The sequence below is a fragment of the Heyndrickxia oleronia genome, assembly GCF_017809215.1.
Classification (GTDB): Bacteria; Bacillota; Bacilli; order Bacillales; family Bacillaceae_C; genus Heyndrickxia; species Heyndrickxia oleronia.
In genome coordinates, this window is the sequence record NZ_CP065424.1 from 1,020,646 (window position 1) to 1,046,644 (window position 25,999).

21 protein-coding genes and 1 pseudogene are annotated in these 25,999 nt (G+C 37.2%); 19 read left to right on the top strand and 3 right to left on the bottom strand.

Translation table 11 applies throughout. The features are described from left to right. Positions 1 to 49: 49 nt before the first annotated feature. The 7 genes from I5818_RS05155 (at position 50) to lacD (ending at position 7,596) form a co-directional block, all read left to right on the top strand. The gene (locus tag I5818_RS05155; RefSeq protein ID WP_209391863.1) at positions 50 to 1,210 is read left to right on the top strand and encodes an SIS domain-containing protein; all 1,161 of its coding nucleotides are present in this window, start codon (positions 50 to 52) and stop codon (positions 1,208 to 1,210) included. A 50-nt stretch (positions 1,211 to 1,260) separates the two neighbouring features. Next, positions 1,261 to 1,749 (top strand): PTS N-acetylgalactosamine transporter subunit IIB, encoded by a 489-nt coding sequence (gene agaV, locus I5818_RS05160; RefSeq protein ID WP_078110575.1) that lies wholly within the window; start codon positions 1,261 to 1,263, stop codon positions 1,747 to 1,749. Positions 1,750 to 1,777: 28 nt separating this feature from the next. Then, positions 1,778 to 2,575 carry a PTS N-acetylgalactosamine transporter subunit IIC gene (agaW, locus tag I5818_RS05165; protein ID WP_078110574.1) on the top strand — a complete coding sequence of 266 codons (798 nt, stop codon included), beginning with the start codon at positions 1,778 to 1,780 and terminating at the stop codon, positions 2,573 to 2,575. After that, positions 2,565 to 3,413, top strand: a complete 849-nt coding sequence (locus tag I5818_RS05170) for a PTS system mannose/fructose/sorbose family transporter subunit IID (RefSeq protein ID WP_078110573.1) — start codon at positions 2,565 to 2,567, stop codon at positions 3,411 to 3,413. The genes agaW and I5818_RS05170 overlap by 11 nt, the downstream gene beginning before the upstream one ends. A 1,058-nt stretch (positions 3,414 to 4,471) precedes the next feature. Beyond that, positions 4,472 to 5,620: an N-acetylglucosamine-6-phosphate deacetylase gene (nagA, locus tag I5818_RS05175; protein WP_078110621.1), complete on the top strand. Its 1,149-nt coding sequence runs from the start codon at positions 4,472 to 4,474 to the stop codon at positions 5,618 to 5,620. 22 nt (positions 5,621 to 5,642) lie between these two features. Continuing rightward, positions 5,643 to 6,578, top strand: coding sequence for a tagatose-6-phosphate kinase (gene lacC / locus I5818_RS05180; RefSeq protein WP_078110622.1), 936 nt, complete (start codon positions 5,643 to 5,645; stop codon positions 6,576 to 6,578). Positions 6,579 to 6,603: 25 nt separating this feature from the next. Continuing rightward, positions 6,604 to 7,596, top strand: coding sequence for a tagatose-bisphosphate aldolase (gene lacD, locus I5818_RS05185; protein ID WP_078110623.1), 993 nt, complete (start codon positions 6,604 to 6,606; stop codon positions 7,594 to 7,596). 236 nt (positions 7,597 to 7,832) lie between these two features. Here lacD and I5818_RS05190 read toward each other — a convergent pair whose 3' ends face one another. After that, complete coding sequence (locus I5818_RS05190) at positions 7,833 to 10,346, bottom strand: PIG-L family deacetylase (RefSeq protein ID WP_078110624.1); 2,514 nt, start codon at positions 10,344 to 10,346, stop codon at positions 7,833 to 7,835. 321 nt (positions 10,347 to 10,667) lie between these two features. Here I5818_RS05190 and I5818_RS05195 point away from each other — a divergent pair, with 321 nt between their 5' ends. Continuing rightward, entirely contained in the window at positions 10,668 to 11,882 is a 1,215-nt protein-coding gene (locus I5818_RS05195) for an ROK family transcriptional regulator (RefSeq protein ID WP_235849717.1), read from the top strand. A 246-nt stretch (positions 11,883 to 12,128) separates the two neighbouring features. Here I5818_RS05195 and I5818_RS05200 read toward each other — a convergent pair. Further along, a pseudogene (locus tag I5818_RS05200) lies at positions 12,129 to 13,566 on the bottom strand (IS6 family transposase). Between the two features lie 163 nt (positions 13,567 to 13,729). On the opposite strand from I5818_RS05200, the gene I5818_RS05205 reads away from it, so the two are divergent. The 6 genes from I5818_RS05205 (at position 13,730) to I5818_RS05230 (ending at position 21,072) form a co-directional block, all read left to right on the top strand. Next, on the top strand, positions 13,730 to 14,818 hold the full coding sequence (locus I5818_RS05205) for an extracellular solute-binding protein (protein WP_071975148.1): 1,089 nt from the start codon (positions 13,730 to 13,732) through the stop codon (positions 14,816 to 14,818). Between the two features lie 14 nt (positions 14,819 to 14,832). Beyond that, entirely contained in the window at positions 14,833 to 15,936 is a 1,104-nt protein-coding gene (locus tag I5818_RS05210) for an ABC transporter ATP-binding protein (protein WP_078110341.1), read from the top strand. After that, positions 15,933 to 17,621, top strand: a complete 1,689-nt coding sequence (locus I5818_RS05215; protein WP_078110340.1) for an ABC transporter permease — start codon at positions 15,933 to 15,935, stop codon at positions 17,619 to 17,621. The genes I5818_RS05210 and I5818_RS05215 overlap by 4 nt, the downstream gene beginning before the upstream one ends. 22 nt (positions 17,622 to 17,643) lie before the next feature. Continuing rightward, a complete protein-coding gene (gene argH / locus I5818_RS05220; protein WP_078110339.1) occupies positions 17,644 to 19,134 on the top strand; it encodes an argininosuccinate lyase in 1,491 nt (496 codons plus the stop codon). A 192-nt stretch (positions 19,135 to 19,326) separates the two neighbouring features. After that, positions 19,327 to 20,301 carry a bile acid:sodium symporter family protein gene (locus tag I5818_RS05225; protein WP_390883567.1) on the top strand — a complete coding sequence of 325 codons (975 nt, stop codon included), beginning with the start codon at positions 19,327 to 19,329 and terminating at the stop codon, positions 20,299 to 20,301. Between the two features lie 123 nt (positions 20,302 to 20,424). Next, positions 20,425 to 21,072 (top strand): SGNH/GDSL hydrolase family protein, encoded by a 648-nt coding sequence (locus tag I5818_RS05230; RefSeq protein ID WP_139358146.1) that lies wholly within the window; start codon positions 20,425 to 20,427, stop codon positions 21,070 to 21,072. 64 nt (positions 21,073 to 21,136) lie between these two features. Here I5818_RS05230 and I5818_RS05235 read toward each other — a convergent pair whose 3' ends face one another. After that, positions 21,137 to 21,868 (bottom strand): MurR/RpiR family transcriptional regulator, encoded by a 732-nt coding sequence (locus tag I5818_RS05235; RefSeq protein WP_071975125.1) that lies wholly within the window; start codon positions 21,866 to 21,868, stop codon positions 21,137 to 21,139. A 186-nt stretch (positions 21,869 to 22,054) separates the two neighbouring features. On the opposite strand from I5818_RS05235, the gene I5818_RS05240 reads away from it, so the two are divergent. From I5818_RS05240 to I5818_RS05260, 5 genes are all read left to right on the top strand, one after another. Beyond that, a complete protein-coding gene (locus I5818_RS05240) occupies positions 22,055 to 23,503 on the top strand; it encodes a glycoside hydrolase family 1 protein (protein WP_071975124.1) in 1,449 nt (482 codons plus the stop codon). A gap of 24 nt (positions 23,504 to 23,527) precedes the next feature. Then, positions 23,528 to 23,830, top strand: coding sequence for a PTS sugar transporter subunit IIB (locus tag I5818_RS05245; RefSeq protein ID WP_071975123.1), 303 nt, complete (start codon positions 23,528 to 23,530; stop codon positions 23,828 to 23,830). A 158-nt stretch (positions 23,831 to 23,988) separates the two neighbouring features. Beyond that, entirely contained in the window at positions 23,989 to 25,338 is a 1,350-nt protein-coding gene (locus tag I5818_RS05250; RefSeq protein WP_071975122.1) for a PTS sugar transporter subunit IIC, read from the top strand. Between the two features lie 11 nt (positions 25,339 to 25,349). Beyond that, positions 25,350 to 25,586 carry a hypothetical protein gene (locus I5818_RS05255; RefSeq protein WP_058003495.1) on the top strand — a complete coding sequence of 79 codons (237 nt, stop codon included), beginning with the start codon at positions 25,350 to 25,352 and terminating at the stop codon, positions 25,584 to 25,586. Between the two features lie 73 nt (positions 25,587 to 25,659). Further along, the gene (locus tag I5818_RS05260; RefSeq protein WP_071975121.1) at positions 25,660 to 25,992 is read left to right on the top strand and encodes a PTS lactose/cellobiose transporter subunit IIA; all 333 of its coding nucleotides are present in this window, start codon (positions 25,660 to 25,662) and stop codon (positions 25,990 to 25,992) included. Positions 25,993 to 25,999 lie beyond the last annotated feature (7 nt).

Here is a 25,999-nt window from a genome sequence, read left to right on the forward strand (position 1 = left end):
ATATTAACTGGTAGTAACGTCATATCCAGCATTAAGGAAGGGGATTAATATGTTTCATTTATCTGAACAGGAACTGGAACGATTAGGTGCAAAAATAACAAGTAATGAAATTAAGCAGCAACCTATGTTATGGAAAGAAACATTAGAAATTTATTTGAAGGAAAAGGAAAATATTGATCAATTTTTAGATCAGCTTCGTGCACTTGGAAGAGTAAGAGTGATCTTCACTGGTGCGGGCACATCCGCTTATGTAGGCGATACTCTATTAACCTATTTAAAAAATAAAGTGGATGAAAATCACTTTTCACTAGAAAGTATTCCAACAACGGATATCGTCTCTAATCCTTATGATTCATATAAAAAGGATGTTCCAACCTTACTTGTCTCATTCGCGAGAAGTGGAAATAGTCCAGAGAGTATTGCAGCAGTAGAGTTAGGGAAACAATTGGTTAATCAATTTTATCAACTAAATATCACATGTGCAGAAACAGGAAAATTAGCACAGCAAACAAAGGGAAACCATTCGTTTTTATTATTAATGCCTCCTAAATCAAATGATCAAGGCTTTGCGATGACCGGAAGCTTTACATGTATGATGTTAAGCACATTATTAATTTTTGATCGACATAGTGTAGAACAAAAGCAAGCATTTGTTGAACAAATGATTGAGATGGGCAACCATGTCATAAAAAATGAAGATAAAATTCAAAACATTATAAATAGGGACTTTAATCGTATTGTTTATTTAGGTTCTGGCAGCTTAGCTGGATTAACTAGAGAAGCGCAATTAAAGGTTTTAGAATTAACAGCTGGACAATATGTGACCAACTTTGATTCATCTCTAGGTTTCCGCCATGGTCCTAAATCATTTGTGAATGAACATACTGCAGTTTTTGTTTTCACATCAAATGATGAATATACAAGGAAATATGATTTAGATATTTTAGAAGAAATTAAGAGAGATGGGATTACTGATGTCATTGTCAGTATTTCAGTTGATCAAGAAACAAATTACTCAGGTGAATGCTTCGCGTTTTCCGATGGAAAAGACTTGGATGATATCTATTTAGCATTTCCTTATATAATGTTCGCTCAAACCGTTTCGATTATGGCTTCATTAAAAGTTGGTAATACACCCGATACTCCTTCGGCAACTGGAACCGTTAACCGAGTAGTAAAAGGTGTTACGATTCATGACTATCAAGGATAATCTGTTTTTTCTTCATTTCAAAAATAATAAAAAGAAAGTGGGAATAATCAATGAGTACACCCAATATTTTAGCCACACGAATTGACAATCGCTTAGTTCACGGACAGGTAGGGGTTACGTGGACAAATACACTAGGAGCAAATCTTGTCGTTGTTGCGAATGACGAGGTCTCTACAGATACAGTACAACAAAGCTTAATGGAAATGGTGTTACCGGATACTGTTCAAGCTCGTTTCTTTACGATTGAAAAAACTATCAAAATTATTGGTAAAGCTGCACCTCACCAAAAAATCTTACTCGTTATCAAGACTCCGCAGGACGCTTTAAAGCTTGTTAAAGGTGGAGTTCCAATTAAAGAAATTAATGTTGGAAATATGCATTTTGCTGAAGGGAAGAAACAACTATCTGCAACTGTTTCAGTGGACCAAGATGATATCGATACATTTAAAGAATTAGATAAGTTGGGAATTAAATTAGATGTTCGTGGAATTCCAAGTGAACGTGGAAGAGATATGATGGATCTTTTGAAGAATGTATAATCTTAGATAAATACTGGGGGAAAGAACCATGTTAATTCAAGCCTTGTTAATAGGGATATGGGCAGGTATTGCAGGGATTGATCTGTATAATGGATTGACTTATATTCATCGGCCTATTTTTACAGGTTTAGTGGTTGGTTTAATTTTAGGAGATTGGCAAACAGGTTTAATGGCAGGGGCAACACTCGAATTAGTTTGGGCTGGAATGGTACCACTCGCAGGTGCACAGCCGCCGAATGTAGTTATTGGTGGGATAATTGGAACAGCTTTTGCGATTTTAGCACATCAAGAAGCTAGTATTGCTGTTGGGGTCGCCGTACCTTTTGCAGTTGCGGTACAAGGTTTAATCACTTTGCTTTTTACTGCTTATTCACCAATTATGCACAAAATGGATCAGTTGGCAGTAGAGGGGAATACGAAGGGGATTGATCGACTCAATTACTTGGGTCCAATTATCTTATTTGTTTTTTATTTCATTATTTCCTTTTTACCGATTTATTTTGGGGCAGATCAAGCAGAGGCAGTAGTTAACGCATTACCGAAATGGTTGATTAATGGGTTAAGTGTTGCTGGAGGAATTATGCCAGCTGTTGGTTTCGCAATGTTATTAAAAATTATGTGGAAAGTTTCTTACGCTCCATTTTTTGCAATCGGGTTTATTATTGCAGCGTATTTAAAACTACCAATTCTAGCAATTGCCGTTATTGGGATAGCAATTGCTGCATATGACTTCTTTATTTCAAGTGGAAGATCGGATGACTCTGATAAAGGGAGCTCAGCACCTATAAAAGAAGACTTGGAGGAGGATTATAGCAATGGCATCTAAACAAGAAATTAATCGAGAGTTACTAATCCAAAATGAATATCATGATCCTACCGTCAAAAAAGTCTTAACGAAGAAAGATCTCAATAAAATGGCATGGCGTTCATTATTTCTACAAGCTTCCTTTAACTATGAACGGATGCAAGGTGGAGGCTGGACATATAGCTTAATTCCTGGCCTTAAAAAGATACATAAAAATAAGGATGATTTAAAGTCTTCTCTATTGGACCATTTGCAATTTTTTAATACCCATCCATTTTTAGTGACTTTTGTTCAAGGGGTCATTTTAGCGATGGAAGAAAACAAGGAACGCCGTGATACAATTCGCGGAATTAAGATTGCCATGATGGGGCCACTAGGAGGAATCGGGGATGCGTTATTCTGGTTAACATTGCTTCCAATTACCGCCGGTATTGGTGCTTCTTTAGCCGCAGATGGCAATCTACTAGGACCATTATTGTTTATCATTGCCTTTAATATTGTTCACTTCGGCCTTGTATTTGGTTTAATGCATTACGGATACAATACAGGAACGAAAGCGATTGTGAAATTGAAAGAAAGCACGAAGAAAATTTCACGTGCAGCATCAATCGTCGGATTGACGGTAATAGGGGCCTTGGTGGCAACCTATATTAATTTCAAATTAGGTGTCACCATCCATGCCGGAGATATTAAAGTAGCCTTGCAGGAAGGCGTACTAGATAAAATTATGCCTCAATTATTACCTTTGCTTTATACCTTCTTCTGTTATTGGATGTTGAAAAAAGGAAAATCACCGTTAACTTTAATCGCTGTAACCGTCGTTATTGGTCTAGTAGGAAGCTTTTTCAAACTATTCTAACTGGAGTTATAAAAGGAAAAGATGATAGGTCTTTTCCTTTTTACAAGGTGAGATGTCACTGTTGCTAAAGCGGGTGGATAAATATCCCGAGATGTGGAAAGCGCGGGTTTAGGGTAACCAAAGCGAGCGAAAGGTTACTTAAATAGAGGAAACCAAGTGTGTAGGGTAACCAAAGCGAGCGGAAGGTTACTTAAATAGAGGAAACGAAGTGTGTAGGGTAATTTAAAGTGAGCAAAAGGTTACTTAAAAAGAGGAAACCAGGTGTGTAGGGTAACTAAAGCGCGGGAAAGGTTACTTAAAAAGAGGAAACCAGGTGTGTAGGGTAACTAAAGCGAGCGAATAGTTACTTAAATAGAGGAAACGAAGTGTGTAGGATAACCAAAGTGAGCGAAAGGTTACTTAAAAAGAGGAAACCAGGTGTGTAGGGTAACTAAAGCGAGCGGAAGGTTACTTAAATAGAGGAAACGAAGTGTGTAGGGTAACTAAAGCGAGGGAAAGGTTACTTAAATAGAAGAAACCAGGTGTGTAGGGTAACTAAAGCGAGGGAAAGGTTACTTAAAAAGAGGAAACCAGGTGTGTAGGGTAACTAAAGCGAGGGAAAGGTTACTTAAAAAGAGGAAACCAGGTGTGTAGGGTAACTAAAGCGACCGAATAGTTACTTAAATAGAGGAAACGAAGTGTGTAGGATAACCAAAGTGAGCGAAAGGTTCCTTAAATAGAAGAAACCAGGTGTGTAGGGTAACTAAAGCGAGCGAATAGTTACTTAAATAGAGGAAACGAAGTGTGTAGGGTAACCAAAGTGAGCGAAAGGTTACTTAAATAGAAGAAACCAGGTGTGTAGGGTAACCAAAGTGAGCGAAAGGTTACTTAAATAGAAGAAACCAGGTGTGTAGGGTAACTAAAGCGAGGGAAAGGTTACTTAAAAAGAGGAAACCAAGTGTTTAGGGTAACCAAAGTGAGCGAATAATTCCCCAGTACGTGAAAAAACAATAAAGCGGTAATCAAATCATAGAGAAGAATGCTTTTTTAGTTTTTAAAGAATGAAAGAAGGCATAAAAATGAAAAGCTATATTCATGCAGATCAATTCTTTTTAAAGGACTCTGTTGAAGGCGAAGGCTATTTAGAGATTATTGATGGAAGGTTTGGAAGCTATCAAAAAACACCACCAAATGATCCATCTCAAATCAAAGATTATAAAGGAAAATGGATTGCACCAGGTTTAGTAGATACACATATTCATGGATTACTAAACCATGATGTCATGGACAATGATTTTGCAGGTATTAAGGAAATATCGGAAGGTCTTTTAGCTTGTGGAGTTACTTCTTTTTTACCTACAACGTTGACCGCTCCAATTGAGCTCATTAACCAAGTAGTTGAAACAATAGGAAAACATTATCAAAAGGTGACAGGTGCAAAAATTCAAGGGATTTATTTAGAAGGCCCTTTTTTTACCGAAGAACATAAAGGGGCACAAAATCCTAACTATTTCTCTGATCCTGATATACAAGTTTTTGGAAAATGGCAAGAGCTATCTGGAGGACTTATTAAAAAAATTGCCTTAGCTCCTGAAAGAGAAGGAGTGGCCGAATTTGTTAAAAAAGTGACGGAACAAGGAGTGGTCGTTGCCTTAGGTCATAGTAGCGCCACCTATGAACAGGCGAAAGAGATTGTAGAAAACGGCGCTTCTGTCTTTGTTCATACCTATAACGGAATGAGTCCTTTGAAGTCTCGCGAGCTTGGAATGGTTGGAGCGGCCATGACTTTGGAAAAAGTCTTTGCTGAATTAATCTGTGATGGCCATCATGTCCATCCTTTAGCGGCAAAAATACTAATGGATGTTCGGGGCCGTGATCGTGTAGCAATGATTACCGATTGTATGCGTGCCGGAGCGATGCCAGATGGAAACTATACATTAGGAGAATTCCCTGTAATTTTGAAAAACGGTACCGCAACTTTAGAGAGTGGTAGCCTAGCAGGAAGTATTTTAAAACTTAATGAGGCGATTCGTAATGTAGTGGAATGGGGAATTGCTACACCAGAGGAAGCGATAAAAATGGCTTCGTTAGTTCCGGCGGTCAGCTGCCATATAGATGATCAATGTGGCTCGATACTTCTAGGTAGGGAAGCAGATTTTATTGTTTTAAATAAAAATATGGAACTAGAAGCTACCTATATAAATGGTGTATGCAAATACCAAATATAAAAGACAAAAAGGGAGTCATTCAATGATAGTTAGTGTGACGATGAACCCGTCTGTAGATATTTCATATAAATTAGAAGATTTTAAGTTAAATGATGTTAACCGTGTTTCAAATGTCATGAAAACAGCCGGTGGCAAAGGGTTGAATGTTGCGAGGGTCATTCATTTATTGCATTCCCCTGTAGTTGCTACAGGAATATTAGGTGGAACGATTGGTTCATTCATTGAAAATCAATTAAATCAGGATGGGATCGATCATGATTTTTTAAAAACAGATCAAGAATCTAGAAACTGTATAGCGATCCTTCACGAGGGTAATCAAACGGAAATTTTAGAAGCGGGGCCACAATTTTCTCGTAATGAAGGTGATGATTTTCTAAACCATTATCAACAATTGTTAGAGAAGGCAGAGGTTGTAACAATTTCAGGCAGTTTGCCAAAAGGGTTAGATGCATCCATTTATTGCGAAATGATTCGATTAGCAGAGACGAAACAAATTCCTGTCATTCTCGATTGTTCTGGTGGGGTATTGAAGGATGTATTGCAATTTCAAGAAGCTAGGCCATTTGCGATTAAGCCCAATATCGATGAGTTGAATCAATTATTAGATACAAAGATAACGGGTGAAGATCAACTGAAAAAGGCCCTCGAGCATCCGTTATTTGCGAGGATCCAATGGCTTGTCGTTTCAATGGGAGCACAAGGAGCTTTCGTAAAGCACAATCGAGAGCATTTTTTAGTAAAGATACCTAGGATCAATGTGGTGAATCCTGTCGGTTCTGGGGATTCTGTTGTTGCTGGCTTGGCGGTATCTATTTTACAAAAGAAATCACGCGAGGATTTAATGAAAACAGCGATGACAGCAGGGGTTTTAAACACGATGGAATCACAAACAGGCTTTGTCAATAGTGAAAAATTTGATCAAATTTTTAATGAAATTGAAATATGTAAAGTAGATTAAAACCATCAGAGAGGGAGAAACAAAGATGTTAAAATTAACGAAAAATAAAATGGCAGCGATGAAACGATTATCTGATGAAAATGGAATTATCGGCGCATTGGCGATTGATCAACGTGGATCGTTAAAGAAAATGATAAGTAATGCCAGCACAAACGAGATTGGGGATCAAGGGATCATCGAATTTAAAAAAGTCGTTAGTCGTGAATTAACGAAATACTCTTCTTCGATTCTATTAGATCCAGAATACGGATTGCCTGCTGCAAAGGAAAGAGATGAACAAGCTGGTTTGCTGTTAGCCTATGAGAAAACAGGCTATGATGCAACCAAACCCGGACGTTTGCCAGATCTATTAGATGAATGGTCAGTTAAAAGATTGAAAGAAGAAGGCGCAGATGCGATTAAATTTTTACTATATTATGATGTAGATGAAGCTAAAGAAATTAATGATTTGAAACACGCATTTGTTGAACGCCTAGGCTCAGAATGTGTAGCGGAAGATATCCCCTTTTTCCTAGAACTTGTTTCATATGATGCGAATATTGAGGATGTTAAAGGTCATGACTACGCGAAAATAAAACCACATAAAGTCAATGATATGATGAAAGAGTTCTCTAAGGAAAGATATCAAGTAGATGTATTGAAGGTAGAAGTACCTGTTAATATGAATTTTGTAGAAGGCTTTACAGAGGGCGAATTCATTTATACGAAGGAACAAGCTGCTCAGTATTTTAACGAGCAAAGTGAAGCGACACATTTACCATATATTTATTTAAGTGCCGGTGTTAGTGCACAATTATTCCGTGAAACACTAGAATTTGCAGCCCAAGCAGGAGCGGATTTTAACGGAGTCCTATGTGGCCGTGCAACATGGAAAAATGGTGTTGAACCTTTTGCAGAACAAGGTGAAGATGCAGGTGTTGAATGGCTGCAGAATGAAGGGAAAAATAATATTACAGAATTAAATTCTGTGTTGAAAAGAACAGCGAAATCTTGGATGGAGAAAGTGGAAGAAAAATAGTAGAAGCATCCAAATATTTGCGGAAAAATAGGTTAATTCATTATATTGCGGACAAGGGACTTATCTATTTTCAAAAACAGCATCGATTACCTAGTGCTTTTGTGTAAGTAGTGTGCTTAATGTTCACTAAAATGCCGGCATAAGCATAGTAGTTCCTTTCAATGATTAGCATTCAAGTAAATTAATGACCGGATGGAAGTAAAAGGGTGCAGCTAAAGGCTGCACCCTTTGTCTATTTAATTCTTGTCATCATAACTAATCAAATTAGTAAAGATTCTGTAGCCCCCAGGAACTTGATCCTGTATTTGGCGATAGAAGACTAAATTGGTATATAAATATGTTCCCTTTCCATACTTAGCCATTAAAATGCCACCAGTAAATGGATCTTCATTTGGATCAGCCATACTTACGAAAGTTTCGAATTGATTATCCCATTCCATCGGATAATAGAGGCCACGTTCCTGAATCCAATTGTTCCAATCATTATCAGTTATTTTATTTGGATAATTGAATAAAGGGGAATCTGGTTTAGTAACAGTAACTTTTGCGTTTTCATCGGTAACCCTCCATCTAATTGAAGGATCGCCAATTTTTAATTTAAATGGAGCGGTTTTTAATGGGTCCCATCGATCACCGGGTTTATGGTACTGAACTACTAAATGTCCACCATCCTCGACATATTTAAGAAGTCGGTCATTATGTTTAACTAAATCGTCACGGGACAGGTAAGCACGTATCCCGGTAACAATCGTGTCATATTGATTTAAATCACCTGTTGCAAGATCAGCCTCTGTTAGTTTTGTGATGTCAAATCCAGCATTCAATAAATAATCAGCAACTTTATCAAATCCACTATCGATATAACCAATTTTCAATTTTGAAGGTTTTAATAGCTCAAAGGCAACCCCCTTTACCATAGCCGGATATTGATAATAAAAGGTTCCGATATGATCATAGTTTATTTCCTGTACAGTAGAATCAAATGTTTTGCCATCATAACTAATTTTGGCGGAAAGTTGAAAATCTCCTTTTAAAATATCCTTAGGTGGTGAGACCTTAAATGTGATTTCTTTTTCTTCTAGTTTTTTCGATAAGCTCACATTAGCAGAACGTGGATGAACATCCCATCCGACAGGAATACTTAGGCGAACGGTTGAAGTTACTTTCCCTTCATGGTAATTTTTTAGCTTTACAGTAACAGGAATTTCATCCTGTATGTCTGCTGTGTTAACGATAATATTTTCAGGAGATAAAGTGGCACTAATATCCGGTAGTACTGCAATCGTTCCTTCTAATTCTTGAACATAGGTGGTTTCGGTTCCATTTTGTTTAAATGTAATCGATGCTTGAATTGCTGGTTCTTTGTATGCATGATATTCTTCAGCATTATTCGGAACATTCACCTCAAAAGCTAAGTTCAATGTTTTGCCAGGGGCGAGCGAATCGGCTTTTTTACTTGAAGTTGTCTTCCAACCTTTCGGAGTAATTAAGGCGATATCAAGATGATTTAGTTTGTTTTCTCCGTTGTTTTTTACCTTTACATTAACCTTCGCTTTGTGTCCTTTTGTTAATATTGTTGAATCAGCAGTTGCCTTAACCTCTAGGTTAGAAGAGATAAAACTAACGGTTTCAAGTTGATCGATTTTTATTGAAAGTTTATGAAGTAAATCTAGTTGAAGATCTTCCTTCAAATTTGCCTTTTTTATTTTCTTTTGTAGTTGCCGGGCATCTTTTAGTGTTTTTTGTGTTTTATCAAAAACAGACGCACGACTTGGATAGGAATCGGTAATTGAATTTAAGTTTTGTTGGAGCTTTGCTAATTGGACTTTAAGATCATTTTCAGTTGGTGGAAGTATTTGTGCCCATTCTGCAAAGTTATATGGAATACCAGCAAATAAGGAGCTACTATCATTGGCATCTTTAGTTGAAAAGAGGAGTTCTAATTTTACTTGTCTTGGTTCTGCTGGAATATCGGATCCCATACCCTGGCTTTTGTGCATATAGCGTGATTGTTCTCCAAGCTGTGGATAAGTCATTCCATAGATTGGGTCATAATCTCCAATTTCAATAGTTGTGGTGACAGGATCATCTGAACCGGACGGTAAATAAAATTTCTTAATCTGCCACGTGGATAAACCCTCTTTTAATTGATCTGGAAACACCTTTGGATCGGCAGCGTCTTTAAATGCTCTTTCACTTAATATTTCCATCGTTCGGTGGTGCCCATGTTGGCTATCAACATTTCTAAAAGAAGGCATGACAATATCAGGCTGGTATGTGCGGATAAATCGAATCAGTCGTTCATAGGTCACATCTTCTCCCCAATTTTTTAAGGTTTCTTCAGGAGATTTAGAGAAACCAAAGTCATATATTGCATCAGAGGTTGTTTCACTTAAATGATAGGCTTTTACTCCAGTAATTTTTGCCGCTTCGATCATTTCACGCGATCGAATAATTCCTAAGGCGTTTCCAAGCTCATTTCCAATTTCATTTTGCCCACCTTCACCACGATTGGCAATGAGGCTTGAGGTTTTTACACCTAAACCTCTTGATAAATAAGCTAAAAAATCACTGCGTTCATCATCAGGATGTGCCCCAGTATTTAAGAAGGTCACAGTAGTTTCAAGAGGTTTTACCGCATTCCATAAATCAAGATCCACCTTATTGTTTTCATCGTTTGCATGACCTTTAAACGGAAGGAATGCTGCAACTAAAAGAATGGCAAGAAAAGCATATAAGAGCTTTTTCAATCGTGTAACCCCTTTCTTATTTGTGTTTTTTAGTATGACTCTAATATTCCTCCCTTCGACCTAGGAAATTAGTAGGTTAGTTTATTTTCCTAACCAACATAGAAAACGGTGCTTAAATAATAAATAGCATGGAGTTGAAGTAATGTAAATACCTATTATTTTTGGAAAAATCAGAATAATATACATCCTGTTAACATATTCTATTTATCCTTAAAGGGGGTACAACCATAGTTTTTATAAAAAGGTTTTATTTTAATAGGTCATAATATTCTACATTAATTAGTAAACTTAACTAACCAAAATAATTAGGGCAGTGATGGAATGGATATTAAAGGAACGCCGATGCAGATGAAATCAATTAATAAAAAGAGGGTGCTTCAATGTATACAGGAACATGCACCTATATCAAGGGCAGAAATTTCTGCCAAGCTTTCTATAAGTAAACCGACTGTTTCTATTTTGGTCGACGAACTTATCCAAGAGCATTGGGTGGTTGAAAAAGGGAATGGTGAAGCATCCTCACAGGGAGGAAGGCGACCGATTCAATTATATTTCGATGAACAAGCAGCATATGTAGCAGGAATAGATATTGGTGGGACAAAAGTAAAAATGGTAATCAGTGATTTATCTGGAACAATAGTCTCTCAATGTAATTTCCCAACCAATCAATATTTAGAACAAGGCTTAATGATTCAGATTCGTGATAAATTAAATCACTTGGTCAAACATGCAGGGATTAAACAAGAAGCAATATTGGGGATGGGGGTTGGGGTCCCGGGAATAACAGATACAGTGAACGGCTTAATTGTGGATGCTCCTAGCTTAAATTGGATGAACTACCCATTTATTAGTGAGGCAAAGAAGTATTTCTCCTTTCCTATTCATATAGATAATGATGTGAATGTAGCTGTACTTGGCGAACAATGGTTAGGAAGAGCCAAGAATAAAAGGAATGTTCTTTTCATATCCGTAGGAACAGGTATTGGTTGTGGAATCATTATTGATAATCAACTATACAGAGGCACTACAAATGCAGCAGGTGAAATGGGGTATATGGTCACCAACAAAAATGATATGAGGCAAAATTTCCATCCATTGTTTCAACGTTATGGATATTTGGAAAGTGTTGCAGGCGGAAAGTCCATTGGTAAACAGTTAACGTTGAAACTCCAAAAGAATAGAGAACATCCATTATTTAAAAAAGCAACTGAAACAGAGCTATCGGCAAAGGATGCTTTTTTTCTAGCAAAATCAGGAGATCTACTTGCACGGCAAGTGATTGATGAAGCAATAGAACATTTAGGGTTTGGCATTGTTAATGCTGCTTGCCTGTTAAATCCAGAGGTAATTATTTTAGGAGGTGGTGTTTCCCAATCAGCTGAGGAGATATTATTTCATGTGCGTAAGCTTGTGGATCAATACCTTCCTAGTTCAGTTGATATTTATCCATCACAATTAGCCGATAATGCGGGGGTTTTGGGAGCTGTTTCGCTTTTCCTACGGGAACATGAAAGCATAATAAGACATTCATGGTAGTGTCAAAAGTTCTATGAAAAATCAATTCTAAGGGATGGATTTCTTCACGGAACTTGAGAAGGTGCTGCCGCAGTCGCTCTTGACAAACACGCCAATGGTTTGTGATGTGTTCATTAAGGGCGAAGAGGACAAAAGAAGGCATACCAAATAAACCCTCGGTTTTTCCAATTTTAAACCATTGGCAAGTTCGGTTTGTCAAGAGTACGCTTCGCCGCCTGCTGGTTAAGGGGCTCTGCTAAACAAAAGCTAGGCTGTCTGGTCTTCGATCCAATCCTGGGCTAAACCAATCAGTTTGGTCCATCTGGCAGGCATGTTAGGCAGTTGAAGCAACTCTGGTTGAAGGACCGGGACTTTCCCTTCCAGCGCTGAGTGTGGCCGTAAAAAGTTAAAATAAGCCACAAACAGTGTCACATAGGAGACGGAACCTTGTTCGGATCCAAAACCGTACGTTTGACGATAGTTGCCTTTGAAGGTCCTGTTCAGCCGTTCGATGATCTGTTTCAACGGCCGGTATTCAGCCGATACTGGATCTTCGTTCGTAAGGCCGATGACTTGCTTGATGTCGAATGATATTCCATGTTGGGCGAAGAATTGCTGGGCCAGTAGATAAATCGGATTACCATCAACTACGATGGTCAAGTCCTCCGGGACTTCCTTGAACTTCGTCAAGACTTCATCAATGGCCAGAATCGCTGCTTGTGTATCCCGATTCCGGGATACGGGATAGGCCAGAATGATCTTTTTCACCGCATCGAAGAAGAAGAACAGATAGCGCCAGCGGCCACCCACCCGGATATACGTCTCATCGCCGCAGAACTGGTCGGAAAGCTCATAAGGATAATGGTCCACATACGGCTTGAGAAGCAAGGCCACACTGTTCTCATAATTCAGGATGCTTTGGTGGGAGATATCCACACCATGAACATCCTTCATTAAGGCAGCTGTCTTTCGGGCGGACAGTCCATAATTCACATGGTAAGTCAGGATGAGTCCCAGGGTGTGGGGCGACACATACAGTCTAGATAAATCCACTTTTGGCTTCTTGGGTGACTCCCTGGAAAGTGGCTTGTACTCAATGTGAAATTGGCGAAATAGGTATCGCATCTTGAAATCCTGGGGGTTCTTCTTGAATCGTTTTCTATCTTTGGACGAAAGTCCATTTAGGTTCCGCTGGTAGAAGGAACACGCATTATTCTTGCACTTGTAGATATCAAAGTCTTTCCGTTCCTTCACTTTTTCAAGGGTCTTCAAGCAATGCGGGCATTTCAGGATGGCTTCCTTGGCATACTGGTTTTTCTGATTGAACAGACACGCACACACCTTACATTGGTACTGTCCGTTTCCTCCATTATTGGCATAAAGGTAATCTGCTGGAGCACCACACTTTGGGCAGGAAATGTTGGATGGTACGGATGTTTTGGAATTGGCATGACGTCTGACAGGCTTTAGTGTCTTACCTTTTTTCTTCGGAGTACTCTTTCATTAGGGTTTTATAATCCAGCTTTTGAAAAGTCTCGATAACAGGAAGTTCATCCACCTGGAGCTTTCGATAAGGCTGATTCACCGGCTGTTCTTTCGACTTATCAAACATGTTCTTGCCAATAAGCAGCGTAAGAAGAGTCCGGATTATTTGATCTTGGTACTTAATTAAAGTTAATAAATAGGTTATAATTTGAGGGTACAACTTGTCACTTCCTTTCTGGGAATTGGGTGTGTGGTAACCTCAATTATCTCCAGAATTCAGGGGGTGGCAATTTTTTTGCTTAAAAAGCCCTCTATCATAGGATTTTATAACCTATTTCTTATAAAAGTTTTGACAATACGACATTCATAATGGGGGGAGAAAGATGAAGAAAAGGAAAATGGTGTCCTTGCTTGGGGTATTGACTTTGTCCGCTACGATGATTTTATCAGCGTGTAGTTCTTCCGGAGAAAAGGATTCGAAAGAAACCTCGAAGGAGTCTGATAACAAGTTAGAGGATAAAGTGGTTATTTATTCTCCACATGGAAAGGACATTCTTGGTCAATTTGAGAAGATGTTTGAAGAAAAATACGGCATTGATGTTGAATGGCTAGATATGGGTTCTCAGGAAGTGCTTGACCGCATTCGTTCAGAGAAAAACAATCCACAAGCAGACGTTTGGTGGGGGGCTCCATCCACTAATTTTGAACAAGCAAAAGGAGAGGACTTGTTAGATCCTTATGAACCAACCTATTCTGCTACTCTTGATGAAGGGTTCCATGAGCCTGATTGGTACTGGACAGGAACGAGTCAAACGCCCGAAGTGATTATGTATAATACTAAGCTTCTAAAAAAAGAAGAGGTACCAAAGGACTGGGATGAACTTCTTGATCCGAAATGGAAGGATAAAATTATCATTCGTTATCCTCTAGCTTCTGGAACTATGAGAACGATTTTTTCAGCAATGATTTATCGTGACTTTAAAGATTCAGGGGATCCTAATACTGGTTATGAATGGTTAAAGAAATTAGATGCAAATACGAAAGAATATTCAGCGAATCCGGAGATGATGTATAACAAGGTTGCCAAAGGTGAAGGGCTACTTTCTGTATGGGGAATGCCAGATGTTGCAATGTTAAAAGAACAGAAGAATTATCCGTTTGATTTTATTATTCCTGCGAGTGGTACTCCTGTGTTAACTGAAGGAATTGCAATTGTGAAGGGGGCGCCACATCCGAAGGCAGCTGAAGCATTTTATGAATTTGTTAATACACCTGAAGCAGCAAAGATTTTAGCTGAACAGCATTATCGAATTCCAACGAGAAATGATGTAACTGATTTACCAGATTGGATTAAAAATACAGAAATTAAAGAAATGGATATCGATTGGGATGTATTTGAAAGCCAATCGGATGTGTGGATGAAATATTGGGATGAAAATATAAAAAATGGTGATAAACAGATTAAAGAATAGGAAGTGAACGAGGAATGGCTTCCATTAACCTTGAAAACGTACAAAAGACTTTCGGAAAGGTAATTGCCGTAGATCAGCTTAATTTACAGATTAGGGAAGGGGAGTTCTTCACTTTCCTAGGACCGAGCGGCTGTGGAAAAACAACAACTCTCCGAATGATTGCAGGATTCTATTACCCAACAAAAGGAATTGTTCGCTTTGGAGAAAAGGATATGACACGTGTTCCTCCTGAAAAAAGAAATACGGGCATGGTTTTTCAAAACTATGCCCTATTCCCTCATATGACGGTGTTTGAAAATGTTGCTTTCGGGTTAAAAGTCCGAAAAATCCCTTCTACTGAGATAAAAAATCGCGTTCATGATGTCTTAGAAAAAGTTCGCCTAGATACATTCAGTAACCGTCAAGTGAGCCAATTAAGTGGGGGACAGCAACAACGAGTGGCATTGGCTCGTGCATTGGTGATTGAACCCGAAATCCTTTTATTAGATGAACCTTTAAGCAATTTGGATGCGAAATTACGTGATGAAATGCGTACAGAAATTTTACGCTTACAGCGCGATTATCATATAACGACAATCTACGTCACTCATGATCAGGCAGAAGCATTGTCAATGAGTGATCGAATAGCTGTATTTAATAATGGGGTATGTCACCAAATTGGGACACCATTTGAAATTTATAATGAACCTGCAAATGATTTTGTTGCGCAATTTATTGGAGAAATAAACTTTATTCCGTTTGAAATGGATAAAATCAAGGAAGAAAAAATTGAGGTTCGGATTATTCAAGGAAATCAAAGCTTATCTGTCAAACGTATACCATTTAATGATGTAGAATTTTCCATGGATGAAAAGCTGATTCTTTCCATTCGTCCTGAGTCCATTAAACTATCAACCCAAGCAATGGAAGGAGAAAATGTGTTAGAAGGGAAGATAGAGAGTTTACAGTTTTTTGGTTCCGCTGTTGAGATTCTAGTAAAGGTACAGGATATAACATTAAAGGTAAACCTGTTAAATCCAGCTGATTTATCTGTATTAAAGAAAGAATCGATGGTTTGGCTGGAGTTGCCGGCTGATCGGATTCGCTTAATTCCTAAGATAAGCGGTGATCGATTATGATGAAAAATCGGAATCATCGGTTGACTATTTATCTATTAATCCCAATTCTTCTCATACTCATTGCTTATGTTTTATATCCTTCCATAAAGACATTAATCGAAAGCTTGCAAAAGGATGGCATATATACACTTGCGAATTACTCGGACTTTTTTGTACAAGAATCGAAAACCAACCTAGAAGCGCTTTGGAATTCTGTTTATATTTCAGTTTTAAGTGTGATTGCCAGTGCATTGATCGGCATCCCGCTTGCACTTATTTTTAATCGTTATCAATTTCCGGGTCGCGGCTTTTTTGCATCAGCTGCGATTATGCCAATTGTACTGCCATCTTTAGTTGGTGTAATGGCCTTTATGTTTTTATATGGAGAAACGGGTCTAATTCCTAATGCAATAAAGGATTTATTTGGATTAGAAAAGGTACCTTTTAGTATTGGTGGGGTATCCGGAATCTTAATTGTTCACGCCTATACAATGTATGTGTATTTTTATATGACTGTTTCATCTGCCATTAATAAAATTGATCCGAGTTTAGAAGAAGCTGCTTATAATTTAGGAGCAAGTAAGTTTAAAGTATTTTGGAAAGTGACATTTCCATTGTTAACACCAGCGATTGTTGCTGCATCATTATTAGTATTTATGATTTCAATGGCTTCGTTTAGTGCCCCCTTCCTATTAGCTGGTGGATACCGCGTACTTAGCTTACAAATATATTTTTCAAAAATAAATGGAGATATGGAAATTGCAGCTACTCAATCTGTCATTCTCTCCATTGTATCGATAAGCTTCTTACTATTCATGCAATGGTATCAGAATCGCAAAGATTACCGCATGGCAACAAAAGGGATTGGTGCACATCGTAGTGAAGTAAAAAATCCATTTCTTAAGTGGGTGATGGTCGTTTGTGGAGTGATCGGTGTATTAATTTTATTATTACCCCACCTTACCATTCTATTACTCTCATTAGTACCGGATGGAACATGGACATGGCAGACCTATCCAACCGTATTTAATATCGAAAATTATCGTCTATTATTAGATGATCCTAATATATGGAAGCCGATTAAAAATAGCTTGTTGCTTGCCATCATTGCTACTGCCGGAAATTTTGTGTTTGGTGTGTTTACTTCATATTTATTAGTAAAAAGGAAATTTATTGGCAAAAGCTTTATTGATATATTAGTAATGATTCCTTGGGCATTGCCTGCAACAGTTATCGGCATGAATTTAATCTTTGCCTTTAACGAACCGAATATATTTTCATTTGGACATATTCTTGTGGGTACATTCGCGATATTGCCATTAGCTTATTTTGTTCGCCACATCCCATTAGTTGTTCGATCAACAAATGCTGTATTAGAGCAATTGGATGATTCCTTGGAGGAAGCTTCTAGAAATTTAGGTGCAAAATGGTTTTATACGTTTAGAAGGGTCATATTACCGATTATTATGCCAGGTGTACTATCTGGTACATTGCTTGCCTTTATTGAATCGGTCGGTGAATTCCCAACCTCGGTATTATTGTACACACTAGCAAATCGACCGATTTCGATTGAGATTATGAATCAGCTAAGAATGTTTAATATGGGGCAGGCAGCTGCTTATGGAATGTTCCAAATTGCTTTAATCGCCATCGTACTATTTATTTCGAATAAATTTTTTGGAGTGAAGGCCGAGCAATCTTTGTAAACCTGCATATAGGAGAGATAACATGAAATCAATCAATGATTTTATCGAATCAGAAGGATCACAGTTTCCGGGGAAAACGTATGTGGAGGAATTATTAAAACCCGTTTTCAATGATCAAAGGGATTATTTATTTGATGTAATGTTCGATATTCATCGGGCACATGTGATTATGCTTTCTGAACAGAAAATTATCCCGATAACCGAAGCGCGAAAGATGTTAGCGGGAATAAATAAGATCGCAAAAACTGACTATCAATCTTTAACCTACCAACCAGAATATGAAGATTTATTTTTCATGATGGAGGCCAAAATTGGCGAAGAGATTGGACCTGAATTAGCGGGTAAAATCCATATTGGCAGAAGCAGAAATGATATGGGGGTGGCGATGTATCGTTTAGTTCTTAGGGAACATCTGGTAACGACGATTGAAAATGCCTATCGACTAAGTGAGGTATTATTGTTTCAAGCTGATCAGCATTTAGAAACTTATATGACAGGATATACACATACACAACCTGCTCAGCCGACGACCTTAGGTCATTATTTGTTGGCAATCTATGATGTGCTACAAAGAGATATAAAGCGATTAGAATCCGCGTATCAAACAGTGAATCAATCTCCATTAGGTGCAGCTGCGTTAACGACAACGGGATTTCCCATTAGCCGTGAGCGGACCTGTGAGCTGCTCGGGTTCGATCAAGTGATTGAGAATTCCTATGATTCGATTGCAAGTGCAGATTACTTATTAGAAACGTCCACCGCCCTTATCACTTTGATGGTAAACACGGGGAGATGGATTCAAGATTTTTTACAGCATGTAACGCGAGAATTCGGTTCTTTTCTTGTTGCTGATCCGTATGTGCAGGTTAGTAGCATCATGCCTCAAAAACGGAATCCAGTATCAATTGAACATTCACGCTCTATTGCAAGCAGCGCATATGGAGAGGCATTAGCTGCAATCAATATGATTCATAACACTCCTTTTGGTGATATTGTTGATACAGAGGATGATCTCCAACCCCATCTATATCGTGCCTTTAATAACGCTAATCGAGTGCTAAAACTAATGTATGCAGTCATTACGACGTTAAGAGTAAATAAGGATCATTTGAAAAAAATGACAGAAAGGTCCTGCATTACAATTACCGAATTAGCAGACACATTAGCACGTGAATACAATATTTCCTTTAGAAAATCTCATAAAATTGCCAGCTATCTATCTACTCAAACGATACAAGCAAAGAAAGAACTGAAGGATTGGGAAATTCAAGATATAAATCATATGATTAATCATTTTGTTGATGCCACCTTAACATCTAAGCAATGGAAGAAGATCATTTCACCTGAATATTTTGTTCGTATCAGAAACATTCAGGGAGGACCGAATCCTCAAGAAGTTAAAAGAATGATTCTTCAACGGGAAGAGCAGTTAGCACATAGCAAGTGGAATGCTCAGCAAATAAAAGCAAAATTAAATAAAAATAAAGAGCATCTAGTTACCTATCAATTATAAAGGAAAGCACCTCTTTCTTTTTTTCTAAAAAAATGAAAGGGTGCTTATTTATGTCATTCCATTTCTTAAAGATTGTTGTTATTCTTATTACTGTGTTTCCCCATAAAGGGCGAAAAACAATAATCTATTCAATAAAATCATTATATATCGGTTATTTTTCTGTAGAATAATGAGAAGTTGATTATCTAGGAGATGTTTTCGTTGCTGCAAACGCTGAATACACAATTGCAAAAAGCAATGCCTCTGATTACACCAACAAGTGTGATTCTTGGTGTGTTATTAACCACATATATAAAAGATTTTTCTTTTCTGATTCCTTGGATATTTGCATTCATGACCTTTTCAGGCAGTCTCAGTTCGAATTTTCAATCACTTAAACAAGCAATTTTCCACCCTTTTTCAATGATTATAGTTATGGTTATTTTACATATTTTTATGCCGTTATGGGCATTTGGAATTGGCCATTTATCTTTTCGTGGGGATGCACATACAATTACAGGTCTTGTACTAGGAATGATTATTCCAACAGGAATCACAAGTGTCATCTGGGTGTCTATTTATAAAGGAAATATGGCCGTTACGCTTTCTATTATTTTAATTGATACATTATTATCACCATTTATTGTTCCTTTCACCTTGTCTTTATTTGTCGGTCAAAAGGTGGAGATGGATATCATTAGCATAATGAATGGTCTATTGTGGATGGTAGTAGTTCCTTCGATTTTAGGGATGATATTGAACCAAATGACAAAAGGGAAGGTACAGGAGATTATAGGAGCCAAATTATCACCTTTTTCCAAACTAGCTCTAGGTCTAGTTGTAATGCTTAATGGAGCAGTTATTGCACCACATTTAAAACATATTAATCTAAAACTGATTTGGATCGGTATTGTTGTGTTTTTTATCGCATTTACAGGGTATTTATTTTCCATATTGATTAGCAGAATATTGAAGAGAGATCGAGAAACGACTGTTGCCATTACATTTCTTGGAGGAATGCGGAATATTAGTGCAGGAGCAGTTATTGCGGTCACCTATTTTCCAGCGAGTGTTGCGACACCTGTTATTATAGGAATGCTGTTTCAGCAAGTCCTTGCTTCGTTATTTGGTAGTGTTTTAGATAAGCTTTCAAAACAAACAAAATATGAGAAAAGGTCAATCGCTTAATAGAGAGGGTGTTTGATTAGTCTAATTAAAATAATTTAATGTACGTAGGCAGGAATGCCCCTTTAGAAATCGAATCATAATAGAGTAACTTTATAAATTTATATTCGATATGGGGGATTAGCATTGATTACGAAAAAAATTTTATTCATCGGTGATAGTATTACAGATGGTGCTAGAAATGAGGACAGTGAAGGTTTAGGCTTTGGTTATGTAAGAATGATACGGGATTATTTTATCACTAACTATGAAAATATCAATTACCAGATAATTAATAGAGGGATCAGTGGGAATCGTATAAGTGATTTAGCAGAAAGATGGGACAGAGATGTTATTAATCTAAAGCCGGACTATTTATCTATTTCAATCGGAATCAATGATGTATGGAGACAACTTGATCGCCCTGAAATGGAACAAATTGATCCAGAGAAATTTGAAAATTATTATGATCAATTGTTAAGTCAAGTGAAGCGGGAAACAAAGGCACAAATCATCCTGATGGAACCTACCATTATTGATGAAGATACACAGTCGATAGGAAATCGCATGTTAAAAAAATATGTTGAAATTGTCCATCGAATCGCAGATAAGTTTGATGCTAAAATTGTACTGACACATCAGGCATTCCTTCAATATTTAGGATCTAACAAGGAATATAAACTTACAACAGATGGGGTTCATATGACCTCTATAGGGAATACATTAATGGCAAATACTTGGCTCAATGCAGTAGAACAAATGCTTGAAAAAAATGAAGGAAAATTAATCATGTAACGTTTAATAAGAAAGTGTTTATAGTACGAATAACAATTATCCACAAACGGTGCCAGGCACCGTTTTAATCTGTTTCATAAATTCTTTTAATTGTATGTGCGGTCTCCTCAAGAATATAGATGACAGGGATTTGCGTAGTAATGTTTGCCTCACCTAAATATACTTCTGTCACATAGTAGGCAATATTTATATCTGATATTTTTGCTAGCGTACAATTTTTGCTATTTGTTATACTGACAATCTTGCTGCCTTCACTTTTTAATAAATTTGCTAGTTTTAAGGTATAATCGGTTTCTCCTGAAACTGATAAAATAATTGCTGTACTGTCTTTAAGGTCTTTACTATTTATTGGGTAAAAAGGGTCCTTAATAAAGGAAGCGAATTTACCTAAACTAGAAAAGTACCTAGCCCCATACTCCGCTAATATTCCAGAGCTTCCGGTTCCGAAAAAGATTACTTTTCCTGACTTAGCCACTAGTTCTGCAGTATCCTGAATGAAGGCTTCAAAATTACCTTTCAACGTTCTTTCCACAAATTCTGATAGAAAATACTTGGTAGATTTTAAATTGCTTTGCTCTTTTCTATCTAAGTAGAGCTTCAGCTTTACTTTAAACTCGGAAAAGCCATCACAATTTATTTTTCGGCAAAATCGTAGAATCGTAGAGGTTGAAACATGAGTTTGATCAGCTAGCTCTCTAATTCGCATATAGATGACCTTTTCACTATTTTTAATGATGTAGTTATATAAAGAAATTTCTAATTCATTAAAGGAGGTAATCATTTCATTCGTGAACATATTAAGTCCCCTTATACTAAAAATTCAGACCTTTTTTCCTACTATCATAACATGAAAAAATAAATAAAAAACAGATTGTTTCAAAAATGGAACAAATGCCATTAAACGAAATTAAATCCTAAATTTTAAATTCGTCTTTTATAAAAAATGAAAACGTGTACAATGCAGAATAAGAGGAGGGATTAAATGAGTCATCAAAAAACAATCAACTTTCCCCAAAATTTTTTATGGGGATCAGCTTCAGCTGCTTATCAAATCGAAGGGGCGTGGAATGAAGATGGAAAGGGTCCTTCGGTATGGGATACCTTTACAAAAATTCCGGGGAAAACATTTCAAGGAACAAATGGTGATGTTGCTGTAGACCATTATCATCGTTATAAAGAAGATGTTGCTTTAATGAATGAAATGGGATTGAAGGCCTATCGTTTCTCTATTGCATGGAGCCGTATCTATCCTGAAGGTAGAGGGAAAATTAATGAAGAGGGTTTACGGTTTTATGACAACTTAATTAATGAATTAATAAAGTATGATATTGAGCCTATTATTACAGTGTACCATTGGGATTTACCGCAGGCCCTTATGGATTTATATGGCGGGTGGGAGTCACGTGAAATAATTGATGATTTTAATAATTACTGTATAACCCTTTTTAAACACTATGGGGATCGTGTGAAGTATTGGGTCACGTTAAATGAGCAAAATATTTTCATCCAAATGGGGTATGATCTTGGTACCCATCCTCCAAGTGTTCAAGACCCTAAACGAATGTATGAAGCAAATCATATTGCTAATTTAGCAAATGCTAAAGCCATTCAATCATTTAGAAAATTTGTTCCAAATGGTAAAATTGGCCCTAGTTTTGCATACACACCAAGTTATCCTTTTAGCAGTCATCCAGAAGACATACTTGCCTTTGAAGCGGCTGAAGAAATGACTAGCCATTGGTGGTTAGATATTTATTGTTGGGGGCATTATCCTCAAACTGTATGGAACTACTTGGAAAAGGAAGGCCTCACACCAACAATTGAGGACGGAGATTTTGAGTTACTTAAATTTGGGCGTCCAGATTTCCTTGGTATGAACTATTATCGAACAGGTACAGTTGAAAGGAATCCTTTGATCGGGGGGATTGGCAAGGGATCGATGAATACGACCGGAAAAAAAGGAACGACGAAGGATCATGGTATTCCCGGCCAATATAAAACAAGGAAGAACCCTTATTTAGAGGCAACAAATTGGGATTGGGAAATAGATCCAGTAGGCTTAAGAATTGGTCTACGCCGGTTAACTAGTCGTTATCAACTACCAATACTTATTACCGAAAATGGTTTAGGTGAGTTTGATAAACTGGAAGAAAATGATCAAATACATGATGATTATCGAATTGAATTTCTCCGTTCACATGTGGAGGCTTGTGGGCTAGCAATACAGGATGGTGTTGATTTAATAGGTTATTGTACTTGGTCTTTCACTGATTTACTCAGTTGGTTAAATGGTTATCAAAAAAGATATGGTTTTGTCTATGTTAATCGTGACGAACATGGAGAAAAAGACAGCCGTCGAATAAAGAAGAAAAGTTTTTATTGGTATAAAGAAGTCATTGCGAGTAATGGTCAGACTATTTTTAAGTCATGATGACTAAATCAAGGGGGATTTGTATTGAAAAAGCTTCTTTTGGTTTGCGCGGCAGGAATGTCTACTAGTCTATTAGTAAATAAAATGAATGATGCGGCAAAGGAAAAAGGAATAGAAATTGAAATATTTGCCTTGCCAGTTTCTGAATGTGAAAGTGTCGCAAGTGAGGTAGATATTGTTTTACTTGGGCCACAAGTGCGATATCAAAAACCACAGGTTGATAAAATTATTGATGGCAGAGTTCCGGTGGAAGTCATTGATATGAGGGATTATGGAACAATGAATGGAATGGCAGTATTGGAAAAAGCATTAAGCCTAATGGCATAATGCATGAACACGAACAAAGGGGCATTTAAAGATTAATTTAAGGCTGTGGAATGAAGGATTTGTCGATCTTTAAGCTATCTTTACGTTAAAACATTACCTAAATAGCAACAACAAAGTTTAAGAAGTAAGCCTAATTTAATATTGCGGGGGGAGTATTCATGGGGTTTATGACTACGTTTGAAAGGGTGGCGGAAAAAGCTTTAGTGCCAATTGCTTCTAAGCTTAATTCGCAACGGCATGTCATCGCCATACGAGATGCGTTTATTTTGTCTTTTCCAATTACATTGGCAGGTTCGCTTGTACTCTTATTAAATTTCGCCATATTAGCACCAGATGGGTTTATTGCAAAAATTTTATTTTTGCATAAATTATTTCCAAATTTAGCCGACTTGCAATCAGTGTTTTCGCCAGTCATTAATGGTTCGGTAAATATTCTTTCTATGTTTATTGTCTTTCTTGTAGCAAGAAACCTGGCTATTTCTATGAAAGCAGATGAATTATTATGTGGATTAACAGGATTATCTGCATTTTTTATTATCTATCCCCCATATAAAGTGGTGGATGGAGGAAGCTTTTTAACAACACAATGGGTTGGTGCACAAGGTTTATTTGTTGCTCTCATTGTTGGATTAATTGTCGGTGAACTTTTTAGTAGATTAACAAAATATAAGAAGCTCCAATTTAATATGCATCCATCAGTACCACCAGCTGTTTCCCGTTCGTTTAAAGTATTGTTTCCAATCATTATTATTGTTGTTCTTTTTGCAATTGGAAACGGTATCATCAATGCTTTTTACCCCAAAGGACTACATCAATTTATTTATGAAGTACTTCAAACACCTTTAAAACATCTAGGAACTAATATTGTATCACTCGTTATATTGGCGATTGTCTCTAATTTATTATGGGTATTTGGGATTCATGGTCCAAATACAATTGCCGCCATCCGGGAAGGTATGTTTGCTGAGGCAAATCTGGAAAACTTGAATTTTGTTGCTGAACATGGAACCGCATGGGGAGCACCTTATCCAGTAACTTGGGCTTTAAATGATGCCTTTGCAAATTATGGCGGTTCAGGAATGACATTAGGTTTATTAATTGCAATTTTTATTGCCTCTAGGAGAAAGGATTATCGAGATATTGGTAAATTATCTATTGGTCCAGGACTTTTTAACATCAATGAACCGGTTATTTTCGGATTGCCTGTTGTATTAAATCCTATATTAATTATTCCATTTATCCTTGTACCTGCTGTAAATATAATCATCGGATATCTTGCTGTAGTAACAGGGTTAATTCCACCAATTGCTTATGCCGTACCATGGACAACACCAGGACCGCTCATTGCATTCCTTGGTACTGGTGGAAACTATGTGGCATTACTTGTTGGTTTCATATGTTTAGCCGTCTCCACCCTTGTATATTTACCGTTTGTTATTGCAGCAAATCGAGCATTGGAGAAGAGCAATAGCAGTAATGAAAAATCCAATTCAGAAAAATTAGCGTAGGGAATGAGAAAATGAATCATTATGTTGTACAAATAATGGCCGGTCAAATTAAATTTGTTCAGGATTTTTTTAAAGATTATAAGGATGAAAAGATAAAAACATCTCTAAAATCTGTTGAAAGAATTAGAGCTGTACTGGATGTTGTATCAGATTTACCACAAGAGGAAATGATCAAGCATATTAAAAATACATTTAAACACTCACCTATTGGTTCGGCATTGCACTTTACTGTTCAAATAGTGGAATAAATCACTAATAAAGAGTAGGTGATGTGCTTAGGCCATCACCTAAATATATTAGCTTGATAAAGGGTGATCGTATATGGAAGGAATGGAGCTTGCTGCTTTTCATATTATAAGCAATGTGGGAACAGCGAAAAGTTTGGTTATGGAGGCCCTATATGCTGCACGAGAAGGGGAATATAAGGAAGCAGAAAATAAATTAATAGAATCTAGAAAGTTTTTAACGGAAGGACATCATTCCCATCATCAATTAATTCAAAAAGAAGCGTCAGGTACTCAGCTGCCTTTTTCCTTATTAATCATGCATGCTGAAGATCAGATGATGAGTGCGGAAATAATGAGTGATTTAGTTCAAGAAATGATTCGGATGTATCAAGAGATAAACACATTAAAGGGCACTTATTCAAAATGAAATGTTA

Excerpts from the sequence above, each read along its gene's own strand:
- I5818_RS05215 (WP_078110340.1), top strand. The coding sequence starts at position 15,933 with ATGATGAAAAATCGGAATCATCGGTTGACTATTTATCTATTAATCCCA.
- agaW (WP_078110574.1), top strand. The coding sequence starts at position 1,778 with ATGTTAATTCAAGCCTTGTTAATAGGGATATGGGCAGGTATTGCAGGG.
- argH (WP_078110339.1), top strand. The coding sequence starts at position 17,644 with ATGAAATCAATCAATGATTTTATCGAATCAGAAGGATCACAGTTTCCG.
- I5818_RS05155 (WP_209391863.1), top strand. The coding sequence starts at position 50 with ATGTTTCATTTATCTGAACAGGAACTGGAACGATTAGGTGCAAAAATA.
- I5818_RS05205 (WP_071975148.1), top strand. The coding sequence starts at position 13,730 with ATGAAGAAAAGGAAAATGGTGTCCTTGCTTGGGGTATTGACTTTGTCC.
- I5818_RS05240 (WP_071975124.1), top strand. The coding sequence starts at position 22,055 with ATGAGTCATCAAAAAACAATCAACTTTCCCCAAAATTTTTTATGGGGA.
- lacC (WP_078110622.1), top strand. The coding sequence starts at position 5,643 with ATGATAGTTAGTGTGACGATGAACCCGTCTGTAGATATTTCATATAAA.
- I5818_RS05255 (WP_058003495.1), top strand. The coding sequence starts at position 25,350 with ATGAATCATTATGTTGTACAAATAATGGCCGGTCAAATTAAATTTGTT.
- I5818_RS05195 (WP_235849717.1), top strand. The coding sequence starts at position 10,668 with ATGGATATTAAAGGAACGCCGATGCAGATGAAATCAATTAATAAAAAG.
- I5818_RS05210 (WP_078110341.1), top strand. The coding sequence starts at position 14,833 with ATGGCTTCCATTAACCTTGAAAACGTACAAAAGACTTTCGGAAAGGTA.
- agaV (WP_078110575.1), top strand. The coding sequence starts at position 1,261 with ATGAGTACACCCAATATTTTAGCCACACGAATTGACAATCGCTTAGTT.
- lacD (WP_078110623.1), top strand. The coding sequence starts at position 6,604 with ATGTTAAAATTAACGAAAAATAAAATGGCAGCGATGAAACGATTATCT.
- I5818_RS05260 (WP_071975121.1), top strand. The coding sequence starts at position 25,660 with ATGGAAGGAATGGAGCTTGCTGCTTTTCATATTATAAGCAATGTGGGA.
- I5818_RS05225 (WP_390883567.1), top strand. The coding sequence starts at position 19,327 with ATGTTTTCGTTGCTGCAAACGCTGAATACACAATTGCAAAAAGCAATG.
- nagA (WP_078110621.1), top strand. The coding sequence starts at position 4,472 with ATGAAAAGCTATATTCATGCAGATCAATTCTTTTTAAAGGACTCTGTT.
- I5818_RS05170 (WP_078110573.1), top strand. The coding sequence starts at position 2,565 with ATGGCATCTAAACAAGAAATTAATCGAGAGTTACTAATCCAAAATGAA.
- I5818_RS05235 (WP_071975125.1), bottom strand. The coding sequence starts at position 21,868 with ATGTTCACGAATGAAATGATTACCTCCTTTAATGAATTAGAAATTTCT.
- I5818_RS05250 (WP_071975122.1), top strand. The coding sequence starts at position 23,989 with ATGGGGTTTATGACTACGTTTGAAAGGGTGGCGGAAAAAGCTTTAGTG.